The following is a 20411-nucleotide window of genomic DNA, read 5'->3' as shown; positions in this document are numbered from 1 at the left end:
GGCCAGACCAGATCGATCCGAAGCGGCCACCGGTCGATCTGGAGAAACGGCAGAAATCGAACACGCCCGAGCGGCGGCCTGTCAGGACGTCACTCCTCGTTCGCAACGGCACTGCTCACACCGCCGCCGCCCTTAGATGCTCCACCAGCATCTTGGCCGGCCTTGGCAGCGCCTTGAAGCTGCGGGCGCATATCACGAGGCGGCGGTTGGCCCAGTTGTCGCGGAGCCTGACCATGGCGAGCGGCATCAATTTGGCGCAGCGGCGGGCAGCGGATTCGGGGACCAGGGCAACGCCGACATCGGCGGCGACCATCTGGCAGATCGCGTCGAAGTCGCGCAACCGCGCGCGGAAATACGGGCGAATGCCGAGCCGGGCCGCATGCTTGGAGATGTGCATCTGAAGCGCGGTAGCGCTGGTCAGCCCGACGAAATCACAACTCCCCGCCTCCTGAAAATCGATCTGACGCCGGCCCGCGAACGGGCCGCGTCGCGAGGTCACCAGCGTCAGACGGTCCTTGCTGAACACGAAACGCTCGATATGGTCGGGCAGCGCGTGCTCGGCGGCGAAGCCGAGATCGGCGGCGCCTGCGGTGATCGCGGCTGCGATGTCGGTGCTCTCGCGCTCCTCGATGTCGACGGCAATGTCGCGATGCTCGCGCAGGAAGCCGGCGAGCGCCTTGGGCAGATGCTCCGACAGGCTCGAGGTATTGGCGAGGAAATGCACGTTGGCGCGCACGCCGCTGGCAAAGCCGGCGAGGTCGCCGCGCATGGCGTCGATCTGGTGGATCACCAGCCGGGCATGATCCAGCAGGCTCTCGCCGGCCGCCGTCAATTCGACGCCGCGCCGCCCGCGCTTGAGCAGCGCAACCCCGAGCGCGTCCTCGAGTCCCTTGATGCGGGCGCTGGCCGAGGCCAGGGCAAGGTGTGAGCGCTCCGCGCCGCGGGTGATACTGCGCTGGTCGGCGACGGCAATGAAGAGCTGAAGGTCGACAAGGTCAAAGCGCATGGCAGGTCTCTTATTGTTGACATGATCTTGTCGGAAGGCCGCTGCGCACTTTGCGCTGACGCGGCCCCGCGGGTCCGGATCACGCTTTAGCCTTCGATCAAAGCGAAGGCTAACTCCGTAACCTCCAGATTGTGCGCCGGCGCGGCTTCGGTCAATGTGCCGGCATGATCGACCCGCTCCTCATCCTCATCGCCGCCGTCTTCCTGCTCGCCGGATTCGTCAAAGGCGTGATCGGGCTCGGCCTGCCGACGGTGTCCATGGGCCTGCTCGCGGTGAGCATGGCGCCGGGCCGTGCCATCGCCATCGTGATCGTACCGGCCATCGTCACCAACATCTGGCAGACCTTCGTCGGTCCTTACTTACGCGATATCCTGCGGCGGTTGTGGCCGCTAATGATCGGCACCGTGGTCGGCTGCTGGCTCAATGCCGGCGCGCTGACCGGCCCGCATGCGCGCTACGGCACGATCGTGCTCGGCGTCCTGCTCGTCATCTACGCGGTGATCGGGCTGACCAAATTCCAGTTCCGAGTCGCGCCCCGGAACGAGAAATGGGTCGGCGGCGTGGTCGGTGTCGTCACTGGCGTGATCTCGGCCTCGACCGGTGTACAGGTGATCCCCTCGATGCCGTTCATGCAGGCGATCGGCATGGAGAAGGACGAACTGGTGCAGGCGCTCGGCGTATTCTTCACCACCGCGACGCTGGCGCTCGCCTTCAATCTCACCGCCGGCGGATTGCTGACGCCGGCCAACGCGGTGCCGGGCGCCGTCGGGCTTGCGATGGCCTTTGCCGGCATGTTCATCGGCCAGTCGGTGCGGGCGCGGATGCCGGCCGAAGCCTTCCGCCGCTGGTTCCTGATCGCGATGATCCTGCTCGGCCTTTATCTGGCCGGCAGCGCGTTGGCAAAGGAGGTCGCTTGAAGCCTACGATTTCGGCTCGTAGCCCGGCACCCATTTCTCGTGCCGGGGCAGATCATCCTGGATCGTCCACCATGGCGCCCGCGAGGAGGTGAAGACGTGCAGGCGGGGCCGGACTTCCGGATCATCATCGAGCAGGCCGGCGGGAATGCTGAAGGTCGGGAGATAGCTCGCCCTGCCCGGCGTCAGGCAGCCGCAAATCTTGCAGCGGTGGCGGAAACTGCCCGGAGCGGATTCGTAGGATACCGTCATGTCCTCGCCCGCCACGAAGCGAAATCTGTCGGCATCGACATGGGCGTAGGTGGCAAATGCCGCGCCGGTCAGCTTACGGCAATTGGCGCAGTGACAATGCGTCAGAGCGCGTACCTGATCGATCTCGAAACGCACAGCGCCGCACAGACAGCTTCCACGGATCATCGCAACCTCCCTGCCGCGGCCGATCGAGGCTGCATCTCATCCGTTTGAAGGAGTTACCGGCTCTCCAGCATGGCGACGCGGATGCCGAGATAGATGAACAGGCCGCCGAGCGCGCGGTTGACCCAGGCGATCGCGCCCTTCGAGTTGCGCAGACGGTGGGCAGCCTTGGCGGCAAATGCCGCCAGCACCAGGCACCACAGCGTCCCCGTAAAGATGAAGATCAGGCCGAGGGTCAAGAAGGCGAGCGGCTTATGCGGCGAATCGGCTGCGACGAATTGTGGCAGGAAGGCAAGGAAGAACAGCGCGACCTTGGGATTGAGCGCGTTGGTGAAGACCCCCTGAAGGAAGACTCGCCGCAGCGAGCTCCGCATCGGCTCGTCGATCGCCGCCGGCAGCACCGGGCGCGACCACAGCATCTGAAGTCCCGTCACGACCAGGTAGGCCGCCCCGACCAGCTTCAGGACCGAGAACGCGGTCGAGGAGGCCATCAGCAGGGCCGAAAGGCCGATCGCGGCGCCCGCAACATGGACAAAACAGCCGCAGCTGATGCCGAATGCGGCCGCGGCGCCGCCCCGCCAGCCCATCTGCATGCTGCGGCCGATGACGTAGACCGAGTCCGGCCCCGGTGTGACGTTGAGCAGCACCCCCGACAGGATGAACAGCCAGATTTCGTGAATGCCCAGCATGCGAGCTCCCCTGCCGCCGTCCGGGCGGCCGCAACTCCGCTTAGTCGGTTCGTTCCTCCCCGTCCACCGCCGGAAGCGGGTAGGATTTACCTCGAATTTGCAATGCGGATCATACTTCCGCTCCGCCCCATCTGCTCTATAAAGGCAGAGTTCTTGAAATGCCGGATTCGAGGCGACTTGCCACGGTGTGGCCGGTCTGTCCTCCCTTGGAGCTCCGAGAAAGATGGAAAGACGTCTGGCTGCCATCGTCTGCGCCGATGTCGTGGGCTATTCGCGCATGATGGGCAGCGACGAAGCCGGCACCCACGCCGCCTTCAAGGCCCATCGCGCGGCGATCCATCCCATCATCCTCAATCACGGCGGCCGCGTCGTGAAGAACACCGGCGACGGCTTCCTGCTCGAGTTCGCTTCGATCGTCGGTGCCACCGAGGCCGCGATCGCGATGCAAACGCTGATGGCGGAGCGCAACAAACATCTGCCCGCCGACCGCGCCATGCAGTTCCGGCTCGGTATCCACATGGGCGACGTCATCGCCGATGAGGACGAAGTGTTCGGTGACGACGTCAACATTGCCGTTCGTCTCGAATCGGTTGCGAGCCCCGGCGGCTTCGCGATCTCGGCCAAGGCCTATCGCGAGGCGAGCAAGCATCTCACCGTGCCGCTGACCGATGCCGGCAACCACCGCTTCAAGAACATCAAAGATGCGGTCGGGGTCTTCACCTGGATCCCCGAGGGGGCACCGGCGCTCGCACCCGAGCTCCGGGAGGCCTCCGCCCTCTCGCAACAGTACCGTACCGCGATCGTCGGCGTGCTGCCCTTCGCCAATCTCAGCGACGCCCAGGACGAATATTTCTCCGACGGCCTCACCGAGGACCTGATCCACGCGCTGTCGCTGCAATCCTTCTATCGCGTGCTGAGCCGCAACTCGACCTTCGCCTTCAAGGGCAAGAACACCAGCACGCGCCTGATCGCGCGCGAGATCGACGCCACCTATCTGATCCAGGGTTCGGTCCGGCGCGCCGGCGCCAAGATCCGCGTCACCGCCGAGCTGATCGCGCCGGAGACCGGCGAGCAGCTCTGGACGGGCCGCTACGACCGCGACATCGGCGATCTCTTCGCGATGCAGGACGAGATCACCACCAACCTGTCCGCCGCCATCGCCACCGAGATCGTTCGGGCCGAGGCCTCCGCGCCGGCGCGCCTGAGCACCGACGTGACGGCCTGGGACCGCTTCCTGAAGGGACTGTCGCACTACTATCGCCAGACCAAGGAAGACCTCGCCGCCGCCGTCGAGCTATTCCGTGAGGCCATCGGGCTCGATCCCAAACTGTCGATCGCGCATGCCTATCTCGCCACGATCCAGATCCAGAGCATCCAGTTCGGCTGGGTCAAGGGCACGCGCGAGATGTGGGCCGAGGCGATGAACCTCGCCGAAACCAGCGTCCGCCTCGATCCGCGCTCCTCCTTCGCGTTCTCGATCCTGTCCTGGGTCCACGCCATGGAGGGGCATTACGAGGCCGCGATGGACGCCGCCAAGCGCGCGGTCGCGCTCAACCCCTACGACAACGGCGCGCGCGGCGTGCTCGGCATCTGCCATTTCGTCATCGGCGAGCACCGCGAGGCCATCGAGCTGTTCTCGATGGCCGCGCAGCGCGACCACAGCGACCCGCGCTACCAATGGGCGGCGCTGAACGCCTTCAGTCACTACCTGTTGCGCCAATATGACGCGACCCTGTCGTGGGCGCGCGAGCAGCTCTACATCAACCCCAACCACATGCAGGCACTGGCGATCCGTGCCGCCGCGTTGGCGCAACTGGGGCGAAGCGACGAGGCAAGCGAAGCCGCCCGCGTGCTGATGAGCAACTACCCGACCCTCAACGTCGACCGCCACCTGCGCAACTTCCATTGGAAGAAGCCCGAGCATCTCGCCCATTATCGCGAGGGGCTGCTGAAGGCGGGCGTACCGCTCGGCAAGCTGACCCTGGTCCAGAGCGACGTCAAACGCGCCGCCGAATCCTGAATGCGGGCGCAGTCCCCCTGCGGCCGTTTCCGCACCTCTCGACCGAAACACACCTGCCTATGTTGACAGCACAGTGAATTCGGCCACACTCCACCACACGCCCAAGTAGTATAGCTTGCTGTCGGTTTCTTAGGACTTTCCGCGCTTGATCGGCGCGGCATTTCGCGATTCGCCGTTTTCAGGATTTTGGGCCATGCACGACCCCGCTTCGAAGCCGCCATTCAATCCCTCCATCCAGGTCTCGCCGAACAATCCCTGCCCTTTCCTGCGCGGCCTCGTCGGCGAAGGCTTTGTCGAGGGCGGTACGGTCCCGCTGCGAACGCTGTCGCAGACCATTGCCAATGCAAGCGGCGAGACCGGGCTGAAGAAGACCTCGGCGCGCATCCAGGTCCGTGGCGTCGCGCTGATCGCCAATGGCGCCTGCCACATCGTGCAAAGCATCTTCTGGGGCGCGCAGCTCGATAGGCTGCGCGGCGGCCCACTCGACAAGCTTGGTGCCGGCTCGCGCATCCTTGGCATCGACGGGCGCGTCAACGAGAACGAGATCGCACGGCTCGCCAGTTTCGGCAGCACTTATGCCAACCCCGATGGCGGCAGCGAGGTCGGGCTCAATGCCTCGCAAATCCAGACCTTCATGAATGACAATCTCAAGCGCGCCGGCAATCAATCGCGCTGGTACTACCGGATCCTGATGAAGTTCGAATGGCCGGTCCTGCTCAAGATCATGGGCAAGGGTCAGGGTGACGATCGCTATCTCAGCGTGGCCGAGGTGAGGACATTGTTCAACGAGCGCAAATTCCCGGACAGGATCACCCAGAGGGTTGTCGCCCAGCCGGTCAAACCGCCCTCGCTGATCCTGCGCGCCGCAGGCGGCCTCGTCGCCGCGCTCCTCGTCTTTGGCATCGTCGCGCTGCGCTTTCCCGATCAATTCCAGCCGATGCTTCCCGGCATCCTCGGCGACTTCGCGGCGCCGCCGCTGCCGCAGCTCGTCGAACCCAAGGCTGCATACTGGCTGGAGCAGAACTGGGCGCTGGAGGACCGGCACTGGTTTCATCACGCCAGCCAGGGCACCGCGACGTTTCCGGTGCCCTATAGCTGGTTCATGGCGCTCGAGCAGCCGCGGCTGCATTTCTTCGCAAAGCCCGGGATGCTGCATGACAGCGACCATCTGCAGCGCTTCGGCTTCATCCCGAGCCCGCAGACGATCAACACCGACGATGCCACGCTGCGCCGGTTCGGCTACGCCAACGTCTACGACAAGACCAAGCCGGTGCCGGCGCGGCTTTGGGATCCGCCAGTCGATTGGGGGGCCCAGGCTGAAAATGTCGACGGCCTGCCCGTCGGCTTTGCGCGCATGACCGGCGTCGCCGATCCCACGACCGGCCGGATCGGCGAGGACCGGATCGGCCTGACCTGCGCCGCCTGCCATACCGGCCAGATCCAATACAAAGGCATCGCCATCCGCTTCGACGGCGGTCCGGCCATGACCGACCTGAGGAAGCTCGAGGTCACGACCGGTCTGTCGATCGCCTACACGCTGCTCGTGCCGGGTCGCTTCACGCGCTTCGCCGATCGTGTGCTCGGCCCCTCCGCCAGCGCGGAGGATCGCGATGCGCTGAAGCAGAAGCTGCGCACGATCAGCACATTCCTGATCGACTGGGAGAAGACCTACGCGAAAACCATCGCCGGCAAGACGAGGCTCAACCCCAAGACGAAGCGGGAAGAGCCGCAAGCGAATACCGAGGAGGGATATGGTCGTCTCGACGCGCTCAATCGCATCGGCAATCAGGTCTTCGCCCAGGACATGGCGATCAGCGGTCTCAGCGGCTTCGAAAAGAACCTGCATGCCCAGGACGCGCCGGTCAGCTTCCCGCCGATCTGGACCGTGCCCTGGCTCAAATACGCGCAATATGACGCTTCGATCGAACAGCCGCTGATCCGCAATGCCGGCGAAGCGCTGGGCGTCACCGCGTTGCTCAATCTGTCCGACAACACTCCCAAGGACAGGCTGTTTCGCTCCTCGATGGACATCAAGAATCTGAACTGGATCGAGGATCTGCTGAAGGGGTCGCCGCCCTATCCGAAGAAGCAACTGTCCGGACTGACGTCGCCGAAATGGCCGTCGGACATTTTTGGCGGTGGCGCCTGGAAGATCGATGACGAGCGCGTCAAGCGCGGCCGTAAGCTCTATGCGGAGCTCTGCGCCGAATGCCATCTCGGTCCGGTCAACGACAAGGCGTTCGACGCCGAGTTTCCGGCCCAGAGCATCTGGGCCTCGCCACGCTGGGAGACCATCGGCAACGAGAAATTCCTCAACGAGGTTCAGAAGAGCGTCAAAGGCATGGGCACCGACCCCGCTCAGGCGGGCGTGCTGGCGACGCGAACGGTTCAGGTGCCGGGCTTCCTCAAGCTCGATCCCACGCAGAATCTCAATGCCTGGTGGAACTGCAATCTGCCGGAGATTTCGTCGACCGACATGCCGTACTCGCTTGGCCTGATGGTGCTCGTCGACATCGTCAGCCGCAAGGCGATGGACGATGCGAAGATCGACCCGAAGGTTCAGGATGCCTGGTGGGGCAAGCGCAAGAACTGCCCGAATCCCGGTCCGCAGCCGGCCGACAAGAACGAGCCGGGGCCCTGGTATCGCGCCCGCCCGCTCAACGGTGTCTGGGCCACCGCGCCTTACCTGCACAACGGATCGGTGCCCTCGCTTTACTGGATGCTGAGCCCCGCGGCCGAGCGTCCGAAATCGTTCTGCATGGGTGGCGGCCGCGACTATGATCCGAAGCAGGTCGGCTTCGCGGTCACTGACGGCGAGAGCTGCAAGACCGGACAGACACGCTTCTCGACGCGAGCGTCCGATGGCACGGACCTGTTCGGCAACAGCAATCTCGGCCATTCGTTCGACGGCACGCCAGGCCCCGGCAAGGACGGCACCATCGGCCGCCCGCTCAAGGAGCAGGAGCGCTACGAGTTGATCGAGTATTTGAAGACGCTGTGAGCCTTCACCTCTCGGCGCGAGCGAAGCTCGTCGCGGCCCCGCTTGCGGGGCGAGGCCGGAAATCCACCCACACCGTCATTGCGAGCCAACGGGTCCGCGCGAAGCGCGGCCCGATGACAGGCTCCGCGAAGCAATCCAGACCGCCTCTGCGGTTGCAATCTGGATTGCTTCATCGCAAGGGCTCCTCGCAATGACGGAGAATGGGGACTCACTTGAACAGTGGCGTGCCCGGCACGAAGGCGTCGAAGGCGGCCCAGAACTGGGAGCGGTAGCGGTCCTGCTCCTGCAGGATCTCGTGCTTGGCGCCCGCGATCACGAGATGGGAGCCGGCGCGCAAATGATAGGCGAACTCCTCGATCGCCGCGGTCGAGACCACGGTATCGTTCGAGGCGGCCAGCATCAGGATCGGCTGGCGGATCTCGGAGGGGTAGTTAACGCGCTTGAATGTGTGCATCGCGCGGAAGGCGGTATCGGCCCAGGCGACGGTCGGTGACGCCAGTCCGAGCGTCGGGTCTTCCTCCAGGATCGCGGCGTTGCGCGCATAGCGGACCGGATCGCTGGTCACGGGATTGCTGATGAAGGGATCGAGCCCGGTGAGGCGGTCGCTGCCGCCGGGCACATAACGGCCGCCTTGCCCGAGCAGGCGCATCGTCCTCAGCAACGCGCGGACCGGAAACGAGGTGGTGCGGCCAGGCAGGTCGATCATCGGTGCCGACAGCACCATGCGGTCGAACCAGCGCTTGCCCGCATGCGCCACCCGCAACATCACTGTGCCTCCCATGGAGTGGGCCAGCGCGAAGAACGGCGGGGGGCAATCCGGCAGCACCACCTGCTGCACGAACGCCTCGACGTCGATCTCGAAATCGGCGAAGTCGCGCACATAGCCCTTGCGCGGATCGCGCAGGCGGCGCGAGGAGTGGCCCTGCCCGCGCCAGTCGATCATCGCCACCGCAAAGCCGCGGTCGCGCAGGTCCCGCACGGTCTCGAAATATTTCTCGATCTGCTCGCTGCGCCCGGTGAAGACGCAGACCGTGCCCTTGCGGCCGGCAGGCGGCGCCCAGCGCGCAAAGCGCAGCTCGACGCCATCCGGGGTCTTGATGGTGCCGCTGACGACGTTTTCGGGGACGGGGTTGGACGGGATCGAGACCAGCGTCATGATTGGAGGTGCTTGGGCGCGAAGTGCTGCAAATCAAGGGGCTAAAGCGCCGAAAAGGCGCAAATGCCGCCCTCTTGAACGCCGTCTCGTTCCACCCATATCACCTTCGTGCAGGCCGCTACCAGTGTTTCGGAACCGGAACATCAGGCTGCACACAGACGAAAGCCCGGCCCGATTGGCGGGCGGGTTACCCAAACAGTCGCTCAATGGAGGACTTGACCATGCGTAGCTACGATCTCACCCCGTTCTATCGTTCCACCGTCGGCTTCGACCGCCTCTTCAACCTGCTCGACCAGGCCGGTTCGGACGGCAGCAGCCCCGGTTATCCCCCCTATAACATCGAGCGTACCGGCGAGAACGCCTACCGCATCACCGTTGCGGTTTCGGGCTTCGCCAAGGACGAGCTCTCCATCGTCGCGAAGGAAAACACGCTGACGATCAAGGGCGAGAAGGTCGCCAACGAGAACAGCAAGAACGAAGTGCTGTACCGCGGCATCGCCGCGCGCGCCTTCGAACGTGCGTTCCAGCTCGCCGATTTCGTGCAGGTGAAGGACGCCTCGCTCGAGAACGGGCTGCTTCACGTCGACCTCGTGCGTGAGATTCCCGAGGCGAAGAAGCCGCGCCAGATCGCGATCAATACCGGCGCAAAGGCGCAGGTGATCGAGAACTCGACCGCGCAAGCCGCCGCGTAATCACACGCCACTTCCAGGTTATGAAAACGCCCCGGTGCCCCGGGGCGTTTTTGTTTTGCGCTGCATCACAGAGCGGTGAAGACGAGTAACGCCGCCGTCTTTCCCTCCGTCTTTTGGGCATCGACACCAAGACAAGACGGAGAACGATCATGTCACTTTGGCGCAGCCTTTTTGTCGCCGCGAGCCTTTTGGCGGCTCCCCTCAGCCTTGCTCATGCGCAGACACCACAGACGGTGAAAGCCAAGAACGTGGTGCTGGTGCACGGCGCCTGGGCTGACGGCTCGAGCTGGTCGGAGGTGATTCCGATCCTGCAGGCCGCGGGCCTGCATGTCACGGCCGTGCAGAATCCGCTGTCGTCGCTTGCCGATTCCGTCGAGGAGACCAGGCGCGCGCTGGCCGAGCAGGACGGTCCCACGGTGCTGGTGGCGCATTCCTGGGGCGGCACCGTGATCAGTCAGGTCGGCACCGATCCCAAAGTGACCGGGCTCGTCTATGTCGCCGCCCGCGCGCCGGATGCGAATGAGGATTTCGTTGCGCTGTCGAAGCAATTCCCGGCGGGACCCGCGCGCGCCGGCATCGTCGAGCGCGACGGCTACACCAAGCTCGCGGAAGAGGCCTTCCTGAAGTACTTTGCCAATGGCGTGAAGCCGGAGCAGGCCAAGGAGCTCTATGCCGTGCAATGGCCGACCGCGGCCTCGATCTTCGCGGGCCGCACCAATGAGGCGGCCTGGCACTCCAAGCCGAGCTGGTACGCGGTGTCGAAGAACGACTACACCATCAATCCCGATTTCGAGCGCTTCCTCGCCAAACGCATGAACGCCACCACGATCGAGCTCGATGCCGGCCACCTCTCGCTGGTGTCGCATCCGAAGGAGGTGGCGAATCTGATCCTGGAAGCGGCGGGGTATCCGCGAAGCTGAAGCGATGACTGAAATGAGGAAGGCGCCTGAATTGCTCAGGCGCCTTTTGTTTTGCCCGGCTGCCGTCGCGCCGAGCTCGGAGCGCTAATCCAGCCCCTGTACCGCAGGCATCTCCTGCGTCGGCAGAATGGTCGCGGCCGGCTTGGCATGGCCGACAGTCGGCGCGGCGGCCTCGGTCGGCTTGGCCTGCGCGGCAGCGGACTGCTGCGGGGCCTGCGCCTCCGGCGCTTGGGCCTGCGGCGCCGCTGGCTCTGCCGGCTTGGCGGCGACCGGCGTCTCGCCGCGTCGCGGGGCAGCCTTGGGCAGCGGCACCGTGCGGCTCGCCACATGCGGGATGGCGGCCGGCGGCCGCGGCGGGCCGCTGCGGATCACGGTCGGCGGCGGCAATGCGCTTTGCGGACCAAAGGGCGCGACCGCGCCCTCGTCATAACCGGGCGCCATGCCGTAGGCGTCGGCGGCCGGCATGAAGCGAATGATCCGACCGTCGCGGGCATCGATCACGAGCCGGCCGTCGTCGCCGTGCCGGTCGATCACCGCGATGGTGTAGACGCTGCCGCGCAGGCGCGGGATGCCGAGCGGCGAGAAGCCGCTATCGCGCAGCACCGCATAGACCTCGGTCGGCGGCAACAGCTCCGGCGCCGGGCCGCGTTCATCGTAGCCATAGCCGTAGCGCGGCGGCGGGGCGGCCTCGGGAGGCGCATAGGGTCCATCGAAATCCGACACCGGGACCACCGCGATACCGCTCGTGGAAACTTGCGCCAAAACCTGCCCCTGCCCGGCGCTCACGACCAGCGCCAGCGTGGCGGCAGCCACACATCCTGTGAAAAACTTCATCGGTCGACACGCTCCTGTCAGGCCCCGGATGGCTCGCGCTCTTTCGCTTCTTGTGGCGTGGCGCGCCTTCCGAAGGGTTGATCCGAAGCCTCATTTGGGATTTCGGCGCCCACAGGGCCGGATCGGGGCGCGTTTGCTTCAAAACCGGGGCTGCGCAACTTTTGGAAAGCGATTGATTGACTTATCGGGAATCGGGACTTTCGCGCGCTTGTGTGCTAGACAAAAATTTGGCAAGGTGATGGTTAGGACAGGAAGACTGTCTCAATTTTGCTTGCGGTCCCGGCACAGGGATTGCAGCGAAAGTCGGTGCTCTCGAGCACCATAAGGCAACGGGCAAAGCCGTTCTCGGGGACGAAGAACGCCTTGGCCTGAATTTAAGAAAATGCGGCTCGCAGCGGACGAGCGGTGACCCAGAGGCGGGTGCCGCGGAACACCCAAGGTGCGCCGAAGATGGCGGTGAGGCAGCTTGCCGCACGGAGAGGACAGGAACAATGAACGGGTCGCAATTCGAGCGCGCAAACATCGTGGCAGAACAGCTGTCGGCGACGGTCGCCTCGAAAACGACCGATCCGATTCAGGAGCACAATTCGCGTCCCAAAGCCGAAGGCCTGTACGATCCGAGCCTGGAGAAGGATTCTTGCGGCGTCGGCTTCATTGCCAACATCAAGGGCAAGAAGTCGCATGAGATCGTCTCGGACGCGCTGAACATCCTCTGCAATCTCGAGCATCGCGGCGCCGTCGGCGCCGACCCGCGCGCCGGTGACGGCGCCGGCATCCTGGTGCAGATCCCGCACGCCTTCTTCAGCCGCAAGGCCGGTGAGCTCGGTTTTACCCTGCCGGCGCCCGGCGAATACGCCATCGGTGCGCTGTTCATGCCGCGCGACACCGCCTGGCGTAACGTCATCAAGAGCATCATCGCCGACCAGATCAAGGAGGAGGGCCTGACCCTGCTCGGCTGGCGCGACGTGCCGACCGACAATTCCTCGCTCGGCGTCACCGTGAAGCCGACCGAGCCCGCCTGCATGCAGGTGTTCATCGGCCGCAACGGCACCGCCAAGACCGAGGACGAATTCGAGCGCCGGCTCTACATCCTGCGCAAGTCGATCTCGCAGGCGATCTACCAGCGTCGCGACCGCGGCCTTGCAGGCTATTACCCCTGCTCGATGTCCTGCCGCACCGTGATCTATAAGGGCATGTTCCTGGCCGACCAGCTCGGCAAGTACTATCCCGACCTGCATGAGAAGGACTTTGAGAGCGCGCTGGCCCTGGTGCATCAGCGCTTCTCGACCAACACCTTCCCGGCCTGGTCGCTGGCGCATCCCTATCGCATGATCGCGCATAACGGCGAGATCAATACGCTGCGCGGCAACACCAACTGGATGGCGGCGCGGCAGGCTTCGGTGAGCTCCGAGCTCTACGGCAAGGACATCAACCGGCTCTGGCCGATCTCCTATGAAGGCCAGTCGGACACCGCCTGCTTCGACAACGCGCTCGAATTCCTGGTGCAGGGCGGCTACTCGCTGCCGCACGCCGTCATGATGATGATCCCGGAGGCGTGGGCCGGCAATCCCCTGATGGACGAGAAGCGCCGCGCTTTCTACGAGTATCATGCCGCGCTGATGGAGCCGTGGGACGGACCCGCCGCGATCGCCTTCACCGACGGTCGCCAGATCGGCGCCACGCTCGACCGCAACGGCCTCAGGCCCGCGCGCTATCTCGTCACCAAGGACGACCGCATCGTGATGGCGTCCGAGATGGGCGTGCTGACGATCCCGGAGGACCAGATCATCACCAAGTGGCGCTTGCAGCCCGGCAAGATGCTGCTGGTCGACCTCGAGCAGGGTCGTCTCATTCCCGACGACGAGATCAAGGCCGAGCTCGCCAGGAGCCATCCCTACAAGGAATGGCTGGAGCGGACCCAGATCGTGCTGGAAGAGCTGCCGAAGGTCCCGACCACAGGCGTGCGATCCAACCTGTCGCTGCTCGATCGCCAGCAGGCGTTCGGCTACAGCCAGGAAGACATCAACATCCTGATGACGCCGATGGCCGCCACCGGCGAGGAAGCCGCGGGCTCGATGGGTAACGACACGCCGATCTCGGCGCTGTCGGACAAGGCCAAGCCCCTGTTCACCTATTTCAAGCAGAACTTCGCGCAGGTCACCAACCCGCCGATCGACCCGATCCGCGAGGAGCTGGTGATGAGCCTCGTCTCCATCATCGGACCGCGGCCGAACCTGTTCGACCTGCAGGGCATGGCCACGACCAAGCGTCTCGAAGTGCGTCAGCCGATCCTGACCGATGCGGACCTGGAGAAGATCCGCTCGATCTCCGAGGTGGCCGACACCCACTTCAAGTCGCGCACGCTGGACACCACCTTCCACGCCGGTCTCGGCGCGGCCGGCATGGACCAGGTGCTGGACGAGCTCTGCGCGCGCGCTGAAAGCGCGGTGCGCGAGGGCGTCAACATCATCATCCTGTCCGACCGCATGGTCGGCACCGACCGGGTGCCGATCCCCTCGCTCTTGGCCTGCGCCGCCGTGCATCATCACCTGATCCGCACCGGCCTGCGCACCTCGGTCGGCCTCGTCGTCGAATCCGGCGAGCCACGCGAAGTGCACCACTTCGCCTGCCTTGCCGGCTACGGCGCCGAGGCGATCAATCCGTACCTGGCGTTCGAAACCATCATCGCGATGAAGGACCGCCTGCCCGGCTCGCTCGACGACTACGAGATCGTCAAGCGCTACATCAAGTCGATCGGTAAGGGCCTTTTGAAGGTGATGTCCAAGATGGGCATCTCGACCTATCAGTCCTATTGCGGCGCGCAGATCTTCGATGCGGTCGGTCTGAAGGCTGATTTCGTTGCCAAGTTCTTCGCCGGCACGCACACCCGCGTCGAAGGCGTCGGCCTGGCCGAGATCGCGGAAGAGGCGGTGCGCCGGCACGCCGACGCGTTCGGCGAGGCCCAGGTCTACAAGAGCGCGCTCGACGTCGGCGGCGAATATGCCTATCGCAGCCGCGGCGAGGACCATGCCTGGACCGCCGAATCGGTGTCGCTGCTGCAGCACGCCGCGCGCGGCAATTCGCAGGAGCGCTATCGCGCCTTCGCCAAGATCCTGAATGAGCAATCGGAGCGCCTGTTGACGCTGCGCGGCCTGTTCCGGATCAAGGGTGCGGAGGAGGAGAAGCGCAAGCCGATCCCGCTCGACCAGGTCGAGCCGGCCAAGGAGATCGTCAAGCGTTTCGCCACCGGTGCGATGAGCTTCGGTTCGATCTCGCGCGAGGCGCATACCACGCTCGCCATCGCCATGAACCGGATCGGCGGCAAGTCGAACACCGGTGAAGGCGGTGAGGAAGCCGACCGCTTCAAGCCGATGCCGAACGGCGATTCCATGCGCTCGGCGATCAAGCAGGTCGCCTCCGGCCGCTTCGGCGTCACCACGGAGTATCTCGTCAACTCCGACATGATGCAGATCAAGATGGCGCAGGGGGCCAAGCCCGGCGAAGGCGGCCAGCTGCCCGGCCACAAGGTCGACGCGACCATCGCCAAGGTCCGGCACTCGACGCCGGGCGTCGGCCTGATCTCGCCGCCGCCGCATCACGACATCTACTCGATCGAGGATCTGGCGCAGCTCATCTACGACCTCAAGAACGTCAACCCGACGGGCGACGTGTCCGTCAAGCTGGTCTCCGAGATCGGCGTCGGCACGGTCGCCGCGGGCGTCGCCAAGGCGCGCGCCGACCATGTCACCATCGCGGGCTTCGAGGGCGGCACCGGCGCTTCGCCGCTGACTTCGATCAAGCACGCTGGCTCGCCATGGGAGATCGGCCTCGCCGAGACCCACCAGACCCTGGTGCGCGAGCGGCTGCGCAGCCGCATCGTGGTCCAGGTCGACGGCGGCTTCCGCACCGGCCGCGACGTCGTGATCGGCGCGCTGCTCGGCGCCGACGAGTTCGGCTTTGCCACCGCGCCGTTGATCGCGGCCGGCTGCATCATGATGCGCAAGTGCCACCTCAACACCTGCCCGGTCGGCGTCGCCACCCAGGATCCGGTGCTGCGCAAGCGCTTCACCGGCCAGCCCGAGCACGTGATCAACTACTTCTTCTTCGTCGCCGAGGAAGTCCGCGAAATCATGGCGAGCCTCGGCTTCCGCACCTTCAACGAGATGGTCGGCCAGGTGCAGCTGCTCGACCAGACCAAGCTGGTCGCGCACTGGAAGGCCAAGGGCCTCGACTTCTCCAAGCTGTTCGTCAAGCAGAAGGAAGAGAAGGGCCAGAAGATCTATCACTCCGAGCGCCAGAACCATCATCTGGAGGCTGTGCTCGATCGCACGCTGATCGAGAAGGCCCAAGCGGCGCTCGACCGCGGGGCGCCGGTGAAGATCGAGGCCGCCATCAACAGCACCAACCGCTCTGCGGGCGCTATGCTGTCCGGCGCGGTCGCCAAGATCTACGGCCATGCCGGCCTGCCGCACGATACCATCCATGTCAGCCTCAAGGGCACCGCGGGTCAGGCCTTCGGCGCCTGGCTCGCCCACGGCGTCACCTTCGAGCTCGAAGGTGAAGCCAACGACTATGTCGGCAAGGGCCTCTCGGGCGGCAAGATCATCGTCAAGCCGCCGAAGAACTCCGCCATCGTGCCGGAAGAGAGCATCATCGTCGGCAACACCGTGATGTACGGCGCGATCGAGGGTGAGTGCTATTTCCGCGGCATCGCCGGCGAACGTTTCGCCGTGCGTAACTCGGGCGCGGTCGCCGTGGTCGAGGGCGCAGGCGATCATTGCTGCGAATACATGACCGGCGGTATCGTTGTCGTGCTCGGCAAGACCGGGCGCAACTTCGCGGCCGGCATGTCCGGCGGCATCGCCTATGTGCTGGACGAGGCCGGCGACTTCGACCGGCTGTGCAATCTCAGCATGGTCGAGCTCGAGCCGGTGCTTTCGGAAGAGCTGATCAACGCCGGTACCTATCACCACGCCGGTGACCTCGAGGCGCATGGCCGGGTCGACGTGTTCAAGAATCTGCTCGCCTCCGACGTCGAGCGGCTGCACGTCCTGATCTCGCGCCACGCGAAAGCCACCGGCTCCAAGCGCGCCGCCGACATCCTCGCCAATTGGAAAGACTGGCTGCCCAAATTCCGCAAGGTGATGCCGGTCGAGTACCGGCGCGCGCTGCGTGAGATGGCCGCCAATGCGGACGCCGAGCCGAAAATCGCGATCGGGGCGTAATAAAAGCCCTCATGGTGAGGAGCGCGAAGCGCGTCTCGAACCATGAGGTCACCATCTGGGCCTCTGTCCTTCGAGACGCGGCGCCAAGAGCGCGCCGCTCCTCAGGATGAGGAGTGAGACAACAAACGAATTAAGCGGCAGGGACTTCGGGTTTAATGGGCAAGATCACGGGTTTTCTGGAAATCGAACGGCATGACCGCAAGTACACCCCGGTCGCCGAGCGTGTGAAGCATTACAAGGAATTCGTCGTTCCCCTCTCCGAGAGGGAGGTGCGCGACCAAGCCGCGCGCTGCATGAACTGCGGCATTCCCTATTGCCACGGCACCGGGTCGGTCGCGCCCGGCACGCCCGGCTGCCCGGTCAACAACCAAATTCCCGACTGGAACGACCTCGTCTATCAGGGCAATTGGGAAGAGGCCTCGCGCAACCTGCACTCGACCAACAACTTCCCGGAGTTCACCGGGCGCATCTGCCCCGCGCCATGCGAAGCATCGTGCACACTCAACATCGACGACAATCCCGTCACCATCAAGACCATCGAATGCGCGATCGTCGACCGCGCCTGGGACAATGGCTGGCTCAAGCCTGAAGTCGCCGCGCATAAGTCCGGCAAGAAGGTCGCCGTGATCGGCTCGGGTCCGGCCGGCATGGCCTGCGCGCAGCAGCTCGCCCGCGCCGGCCACGACGTCCACGTCTACGAGAAGTACGCCAAGGCCGGCGGCCTGCTGCGCTACGGCATCCCCGACTTCAAGATGGAGAAGGGCGTCATCGACCGCCGCGTCGCGCAGATGGAAGCCGAAGGTGTCACCTTCCACTACAACAGCCATGTCGGCGCTGACGGCAATGTCGATCCGCGCGAGATGCTCAACGAGTACGATGCGGTGGCGCTGACCGGCGGCGCGGAAGCCCCGCGCGACCTGCCGATCCCCGGCCGCGAGCTCGCCGGCATCCACTACGCCATGGACTTCCTGCCTCAGCAGAACCGCCGCGTCTCCGAGGAGCCGCTCGGCGGCGTCCAGGAGATTTTGGCCGGCGGCAAGCACGTCGTCGTCATCGGCGGCGGCGACACCGGAAGCGACTGCATCGGCACCTCGCTGCGCCAGGGCGCGCTGTCGGTCACTCAGCTCGAGATCATGCCCGCCCCGCCCGAGCGCGAGAACAAGGGCCTGACCTGGCCGAACTGGCCGCTGAAGATGCGGACCTCCTCCAGCCAAGCCGAAGGCGCGGTGCGCGAATACGCCGTGCTGACCCAGAAGTTCTCGGGAGAGAACGGAAAGGTCAAGAAGCTGCACTGCGTCCGTGTCGACGACAAGTTCAAGCCGATTGCCGGCACCGAGTTCGAGCTCGATGCCGAGCTCGTCCTGCTCGCGATGGGCTTCGTCCACCCAGTGCACGAAGGCCTCTTGAAGCTGCTTGCCGTCGACCTCGACCCGCGCGGCAACGTCAAGGCCAACACGCTGGACTACCAGACCTCGCGCCCCAACGTGTTCTCCGCCGGCGACATGCGCCGCGGCCAATCGCTGGTGGTGTGGGCCATTCGCGAGGGCCGGCTGTGCGCCCGGTCGATCGATACGTTCCTGATGGGGAAGACGGATCTGCCGCGGTAGTCTATCGCTCCGCTACGGTTTGATGCGGATAAGCAGCGGCGTACTGGATGCCCCGTCAAGCCGGGGCATGACAGCGGAGCAAGCGGCAAGGGTAGCGCGTCAATCTACGCGCACTCGCCGCATCGTTTAGTTCTGCAACCTCACGCCCACCAATACCACCGTCCCTTGCGAGCTCGCCCCGGCCTGGTTGGAATCCAGGATGTCGTGGCGCAGCGTGCCCTTGACCCAGATGTTGCGGTTGAGCTTGTAGATCAAGTTGCTCTCGAACGAGTAGGTCTTGTCGTTACGGTTCTGGCCCTGGTAGTCGAGCGTGCCGTAGGTGAACTTGCCGACGGCGGTGAGCCAGCGGCGGAAGTCGTGGTCGACCTCGGCCGAGTAGGTGCGCACCAGCACGCCGGAGGAGCCGGGGATGGTGGTCTCGGCGATCTGCGTGTCGGTGAAGAATTTCACCGTGGTGAGGCCGCTCGCATTCCAGATCAGCGAGCCCGTGGTCAGAAACCCTGCGAGCTGGCTGAGACGCGGGTCGGTGTAGTTGCGCGCGGAATAGCCGACCGAGATCTCGCCGGTGAGGATGCGCGAGAATTCGAAGGACGAGCCGATCTTGGCGTAGCCACCATTTGAGTCGCGGAAATAGCCGTTGCGGTCGGCCGCCTGGTCGTGCACGCGGGTGTCGCCCTGGATCTCGACGAACGGCTTCAGGCCCGGCTTGAGATCGTAGGAGAAACGTCCCACGCCGCCATACTGATTGAAATCGCGGTCATTGTTGCTGAAGGTCGAGCCGTCGGTGAGCTTTGAATCGGTGTAGGCGGTGCGATCGACGGTGGCGCCGGCGGCGACCTGGAAACGATTGAAGGTCTGATCGAAGCCGACCGTCGTGCCGTAGGCGGCGTACACGGGATATTTCTGCAGGCCGGCCTGCACGTTCGGGCTGCCGGGATTGTCGGTGGCGAGGCGCAGGCGCAGCTGCGAGGTCAGCTTGAGGTCGCGGTCGACGTCGAGGCGCCCGTCGACATGGCCGGTGAAGTCGGGGCGATTGGCCTCGACCGGCGAAGGCGAGGCTAAACCGTCGACCGTCGCCGGCATGTTGTTGGTGTAGCCGGAGAACGAGCCGCGCAGGTCGGCGACCAGCGCGTGGCGCTCCCAGTCCGACATCACCAGAAGATCCGGAGCAACGACGTAGGCCGGCGAGCCGACCGGCTTGTTGAGACGCGTCGGGTTGGTGTCGTAGCCGGTCGAGAGCTCGAGCCCGCCCTTGATCAGGAAGCTGCCGGCATAGTCGCCGACGGCGCCGAACGGATCCTCATCCGCCTTGAGGCGGCGGCGTAGCGGCTGGCCGGGCACGGTGCCCGCCATCGCCGCAGGCACCGGCGCCCTGTTCGCGGACGCAGATGGTGGCGGCGCGATTCTGGGGGGGCCGAGCGCGGTCGGCGGCGGCGGTGTCGTCGGCACTGGCGAGCCGGGCCCGGCCGCGCGCTTGGGCTTCGGCTGGCCGGGATAGAGCTTGGGCTGCTGTCGCTTGCGGTTGAGCGCGTCGTAGCCGGAGCTGCTCGCGCCGGTGGCGGCAGGCAATCCGTAGGTCGGGACCTGACCGACTCGCGAGGCCACCGGCCTCTCGCGGGCCTTGCGCGGATCGGCACTGGGATCGGGCAGCGCCGGCAACGCATCCGACGGCGCCTGCGGCACGCCCGCCGTGCGGCGCGTCGGCAGCGTGTCGGGCGAGGCGAAGCCGCCGCGGTTGGGATTGAACAGATTGGGCGTGAGGCTCTGGGCGGCCACGGGGGCGCTTCCGAGGACCGTCAGCGCAAGGCACGGCAAAGCCGCGCGCAGGACTTGCGCGCGTTTGCTCCGGCCGGTGCCTGGAGACGACCCCACGATGGAATAACCCCAACGAAATCAAACACTTTCAAGATGGCGTCCACCGGCTGGCGGGAAC

At 65.2% G+C, this 20411-nt stretch carries 13 protein-coding genes; 7 read left to right on the top strand and 6 right to left on the bottom strand.

The window, feature by feature from the left end; genetic code table 11:
* Positions 1-115: 115 nt before the first annotated feature.
* Positions 116-1006, bottom strand: a complete 891-nt coding sequence (locus P6U31_RS05365) for a LysR substrate-binding domain-containing protein (RefSeq protein ID WP_407187211.1) — start codon at positions 1004-1006, stop codon at positions 116-118.
* 164 nt (positions 1007-1170) lie between these two features.
* Between P6U31_RS05365 and P6U31_RS05360 the strand changes: the two genes are divergently transcribed.
* Positions 1171-1923: a sulfite exporter TauE/SafE family protein gene (locus tag P6U31_RS05360; protein WP_407187210.1), complete on the top strand. Its 753-nt coding sequence runs from the start codon at positions 1171-1173 to the stop codon at positions 1921-1923.
* 3 nt (positions 1924-1926) lie between these two features.
* Here P6U31_RS05360 and P6U31_RS05355 read toward each other — a convergent pair whose 3' ends face one another.
* Positions 1927-2337, bottom strand: a complete 411-nt coding sequence (locus tag P6U31_RS05355) for a GFA family protein (RefSeq protein ID WP_407187209.1) — start codon at positions 2335-2337, stop codon at positions 1927-1929.
* A gap of 53 nt (positions 2338-2390) precedes the next feature.
* On the bottom strand, positions 2391-3023 hold the full coding sequence (locus P6U31_RS05350) for a LysE family translocator (RefSeq protein WP_407187208.1): 633 nt from the start codon (positions 3021-3023) through the stop codon (positions 2391-2393).
* Between the two features lie 223 nt (positions 3024-3246).
* Between P6U31_RS05350 and P6U31_RS05345 the strand changes: the two genes are divergently transcribed.
* Positions 3247-5043, top strand: coding sequence for an adenylate/guanylate cyclase domain-containing protein (locus P6U31_RS05345; RefSeq protein WP_407187207.1), 1797 nt, complete (start codon positions 3247-3249; stop codon positions 5041-5043).
* A 193-nt stretch (positions 5044-5236) separates the two neighbouring features.
* Complete coding sequence (locus P6U31_RS05340) at positions 5237-8044, top strand: di-heme-cytochrome C peroxidase (protein WP_407187206.1); 2808 nt, start codon at positions 5237-5239, stop codon at positions 8042-8044.
* 208 nt (positions 8045-8252) lie between these two features.
* On the opposite strand, the gene P6U31_RS05335 is transcribed toward P6U31_RS05340, so the two are convergent.
* Positions 8253-9200 carry an alpha/beta fold hydrolase gene (locus tag P6U31_RS05335; protein WP_407187205.1) on the bottom strand — a complete coding sequence of 316 codons (948 nt, stop codon included), beginning with the start codon at positions 9198-9200 and terminating at the stop codon, positions 8253-8255.
* 221 nt (positions 9201-9421) lie between these two features.
* Here P6U31_RS05335 and P6U31_RS05330 point away from each other — a divergent pair, with 221 nt between their 5' ends.
* Both P6U31_RS05330 and P6U31_RS05325 read left to right on the top strand, forming a co-directional pair.
* Positions 9422-9892, top strand: a complete 471-nt coding sequence (locus P6U31_RS05330) for an Hsp20 family protein (protein WP_407187204.1) — start codon at positions 9422-9424, stop codon at positions 9890-9892.
* 149 nt (positions 9893-10041) lie between these two features.
* Positions 10042-10812, top strand: coding sequence for an alpha/beta fold hydrolase (locus P6U31_RS05325; RefSeq protein WP_407187203.1), 771 nt, complete (start codon positions 10042-10044; stop codon positions 10810-10812).
* A gap of 84 nt (positions 10813-10896) precedes the next feature.
* Here the strand turns inward: P6U31_RS05325 and P6U31_RS05320 are convergent, their stop codons facing one another.
* Positions 10897-11646 carry a hypothetical protein gene (locus P6U31_RS05320; protein ID WP_407187202.1) on the bottom strand — a complete coding sequence of 250 codons (750 nt, stop codon included), beginning with the start codon at positions 11644-11646 and terminating at the stop codon, positions 10897-10899.
* Positions 11647-12137: 491 nt separating this feature from the next.
* On the opposite strand from P6U31_RS05320, the gene gltB reads away from it, so the two are divergent.
* On the top strand, positions 12138-16871 hold the full coding sequence (gene gltB / locus P6U31_RS05315; protein WP_407187201.1) for a glutamate synthase large subunit: 4734 nt from the start codon (positions 12138-12140) through the stop codon (positions 16869-16871).
* 155 nt (positions 16872-17026) lie between these two features.
* Entirely contained in the window at positions 17027-18478 is a 1452-nt protein-coding gene (locus tag P6U31_RS05310) for a glutamate synthase subunit beta (protein ID WP_407187200.1), read from the top strand.
* Positions 18479-18604: 126 nt separating this feature from the next.
* On the opposite strand, the gene P6U31_RS05305 is transcribed toward P6U31_RS05310, so the two are convergent.
* A complete protein-coding gene (locus P6U31_RS05305; RefSeq protein ID WP_407187199.1) occupies positions 18605-20350 on the bottom strand; it encodes an outer membrane beta-barrel protein in 1746 nt (581 codons plus the stop codon).
* Positions 20351-20411: the final 61 nt, after the last annotated feature.

The sequence above is a fragment of the Bradyrhizobium centrosematis genome (assembly GCF_045571495.1).
In the GTDB taxonomy this organism is placed as follows: Bacteria; Pseudomonadota; Alphaproteobacteria; order Rhizobiales; family Xanthobacteraceae; genus Bradyrhizobium; species Bradyrhizobium centrosematis.
This window is presented reverse-complemented; position numbering and strand designations above follow the sequence as displayed.

What these genes read in the sequence shown, in the direction of transcription:
- P6U31_RS05365 (WP_407187211.1), bottom strand. Translation starts at nt 1,006, where the DNA reads ATGCGCTTTGACCTTGTCGACCTTCAGCTCTTCATTGCCGTCGCCGAC.
- P6U31_RS05360 (WP_407187210.1), top strand. Translation starts at nt 1,171, where the DNA reads ATGATCGACCCGCTCCTCATCCTCATCGCCGCCGTCTTCCTGCTCGCC.
- P6U31_RS05355 (WP_407187209.1), bottom strand. Translation starts at nt 2,337, where the DNA reads ATGATCCGTGGAAGCTGTCTGTGCGGCGCTGTGCGTTTCGAGATCGAT.
- P6U31_RS05350 (WP_407187208.1), bottom strand. Translation starts at nt 3,023, where the DNA reads ATGCTGGGCATTCACGAAATCTGGCTGTTCATCCTGTCGGGGGTGCTG.
- P6U31_RS05345 (WP_407187207.1), top strand. Translation starts at nt 3,247, where the DNA reads ATGGAAAGACGTCTGGCTGCCATCGTCTGCGCCGATGTCGTGGGCTAT.
- P6U31_RS05340 (WP_407187206.1), top strand. Translation starts at nt 5,237, where the DNA reads ATGCACGACCCCGCTTCGAAGCCGCCATTCAATCCCTCCATCCAGGTC.
- P6U31_RS05335 (WP_407187205.1), bottom strand. Translation starts at nt 9,200, where the DNA reads ATGACGCTGGTCTCGATCCCGTCCAACCCCGTCCCCGAAAACGTCGTC.
- P6U31_RS05330 (WP_407187204.1), top strand. Translation starts at nt 9,422, where the DNA reads ATGCGTAGCTACGATCTCACCCCGTTCTATCGTTCCACCGTCGGCTTC.
- P6U31_RS05325 (WP_407187203.1), top strand. Translation starts at nt 10,042, where the DNA reads ATGTCACTTTGGCGCAGCCTTTTTGTCGCCGCGAGCCTTTTGGCGGCT.
- P6U31_RS05320 (WP_407187202.1), bottom strand. Translation starts at nt 11,646, where the DNA reads ATGAAGTTTTTCACAGGATGTGTGGCTGCCGCCACGCTGGCGCTGGTC.
- gltB (WP_407187201.1), top strand. Translation starts at nt 12,138, where the DNA reads ATGAACGGGTCGCAATTCGAGCGCGCAAACATCGTGGCAGAACAGCTG.
- P6U31_RS05310 (WP_407187200.1), top strand. Translation starts at nt 17,027, where the DNA reads ATGGGCAAGATCACGGGTTTTCTGGAAATCGAACGGCATGACCGCAAG.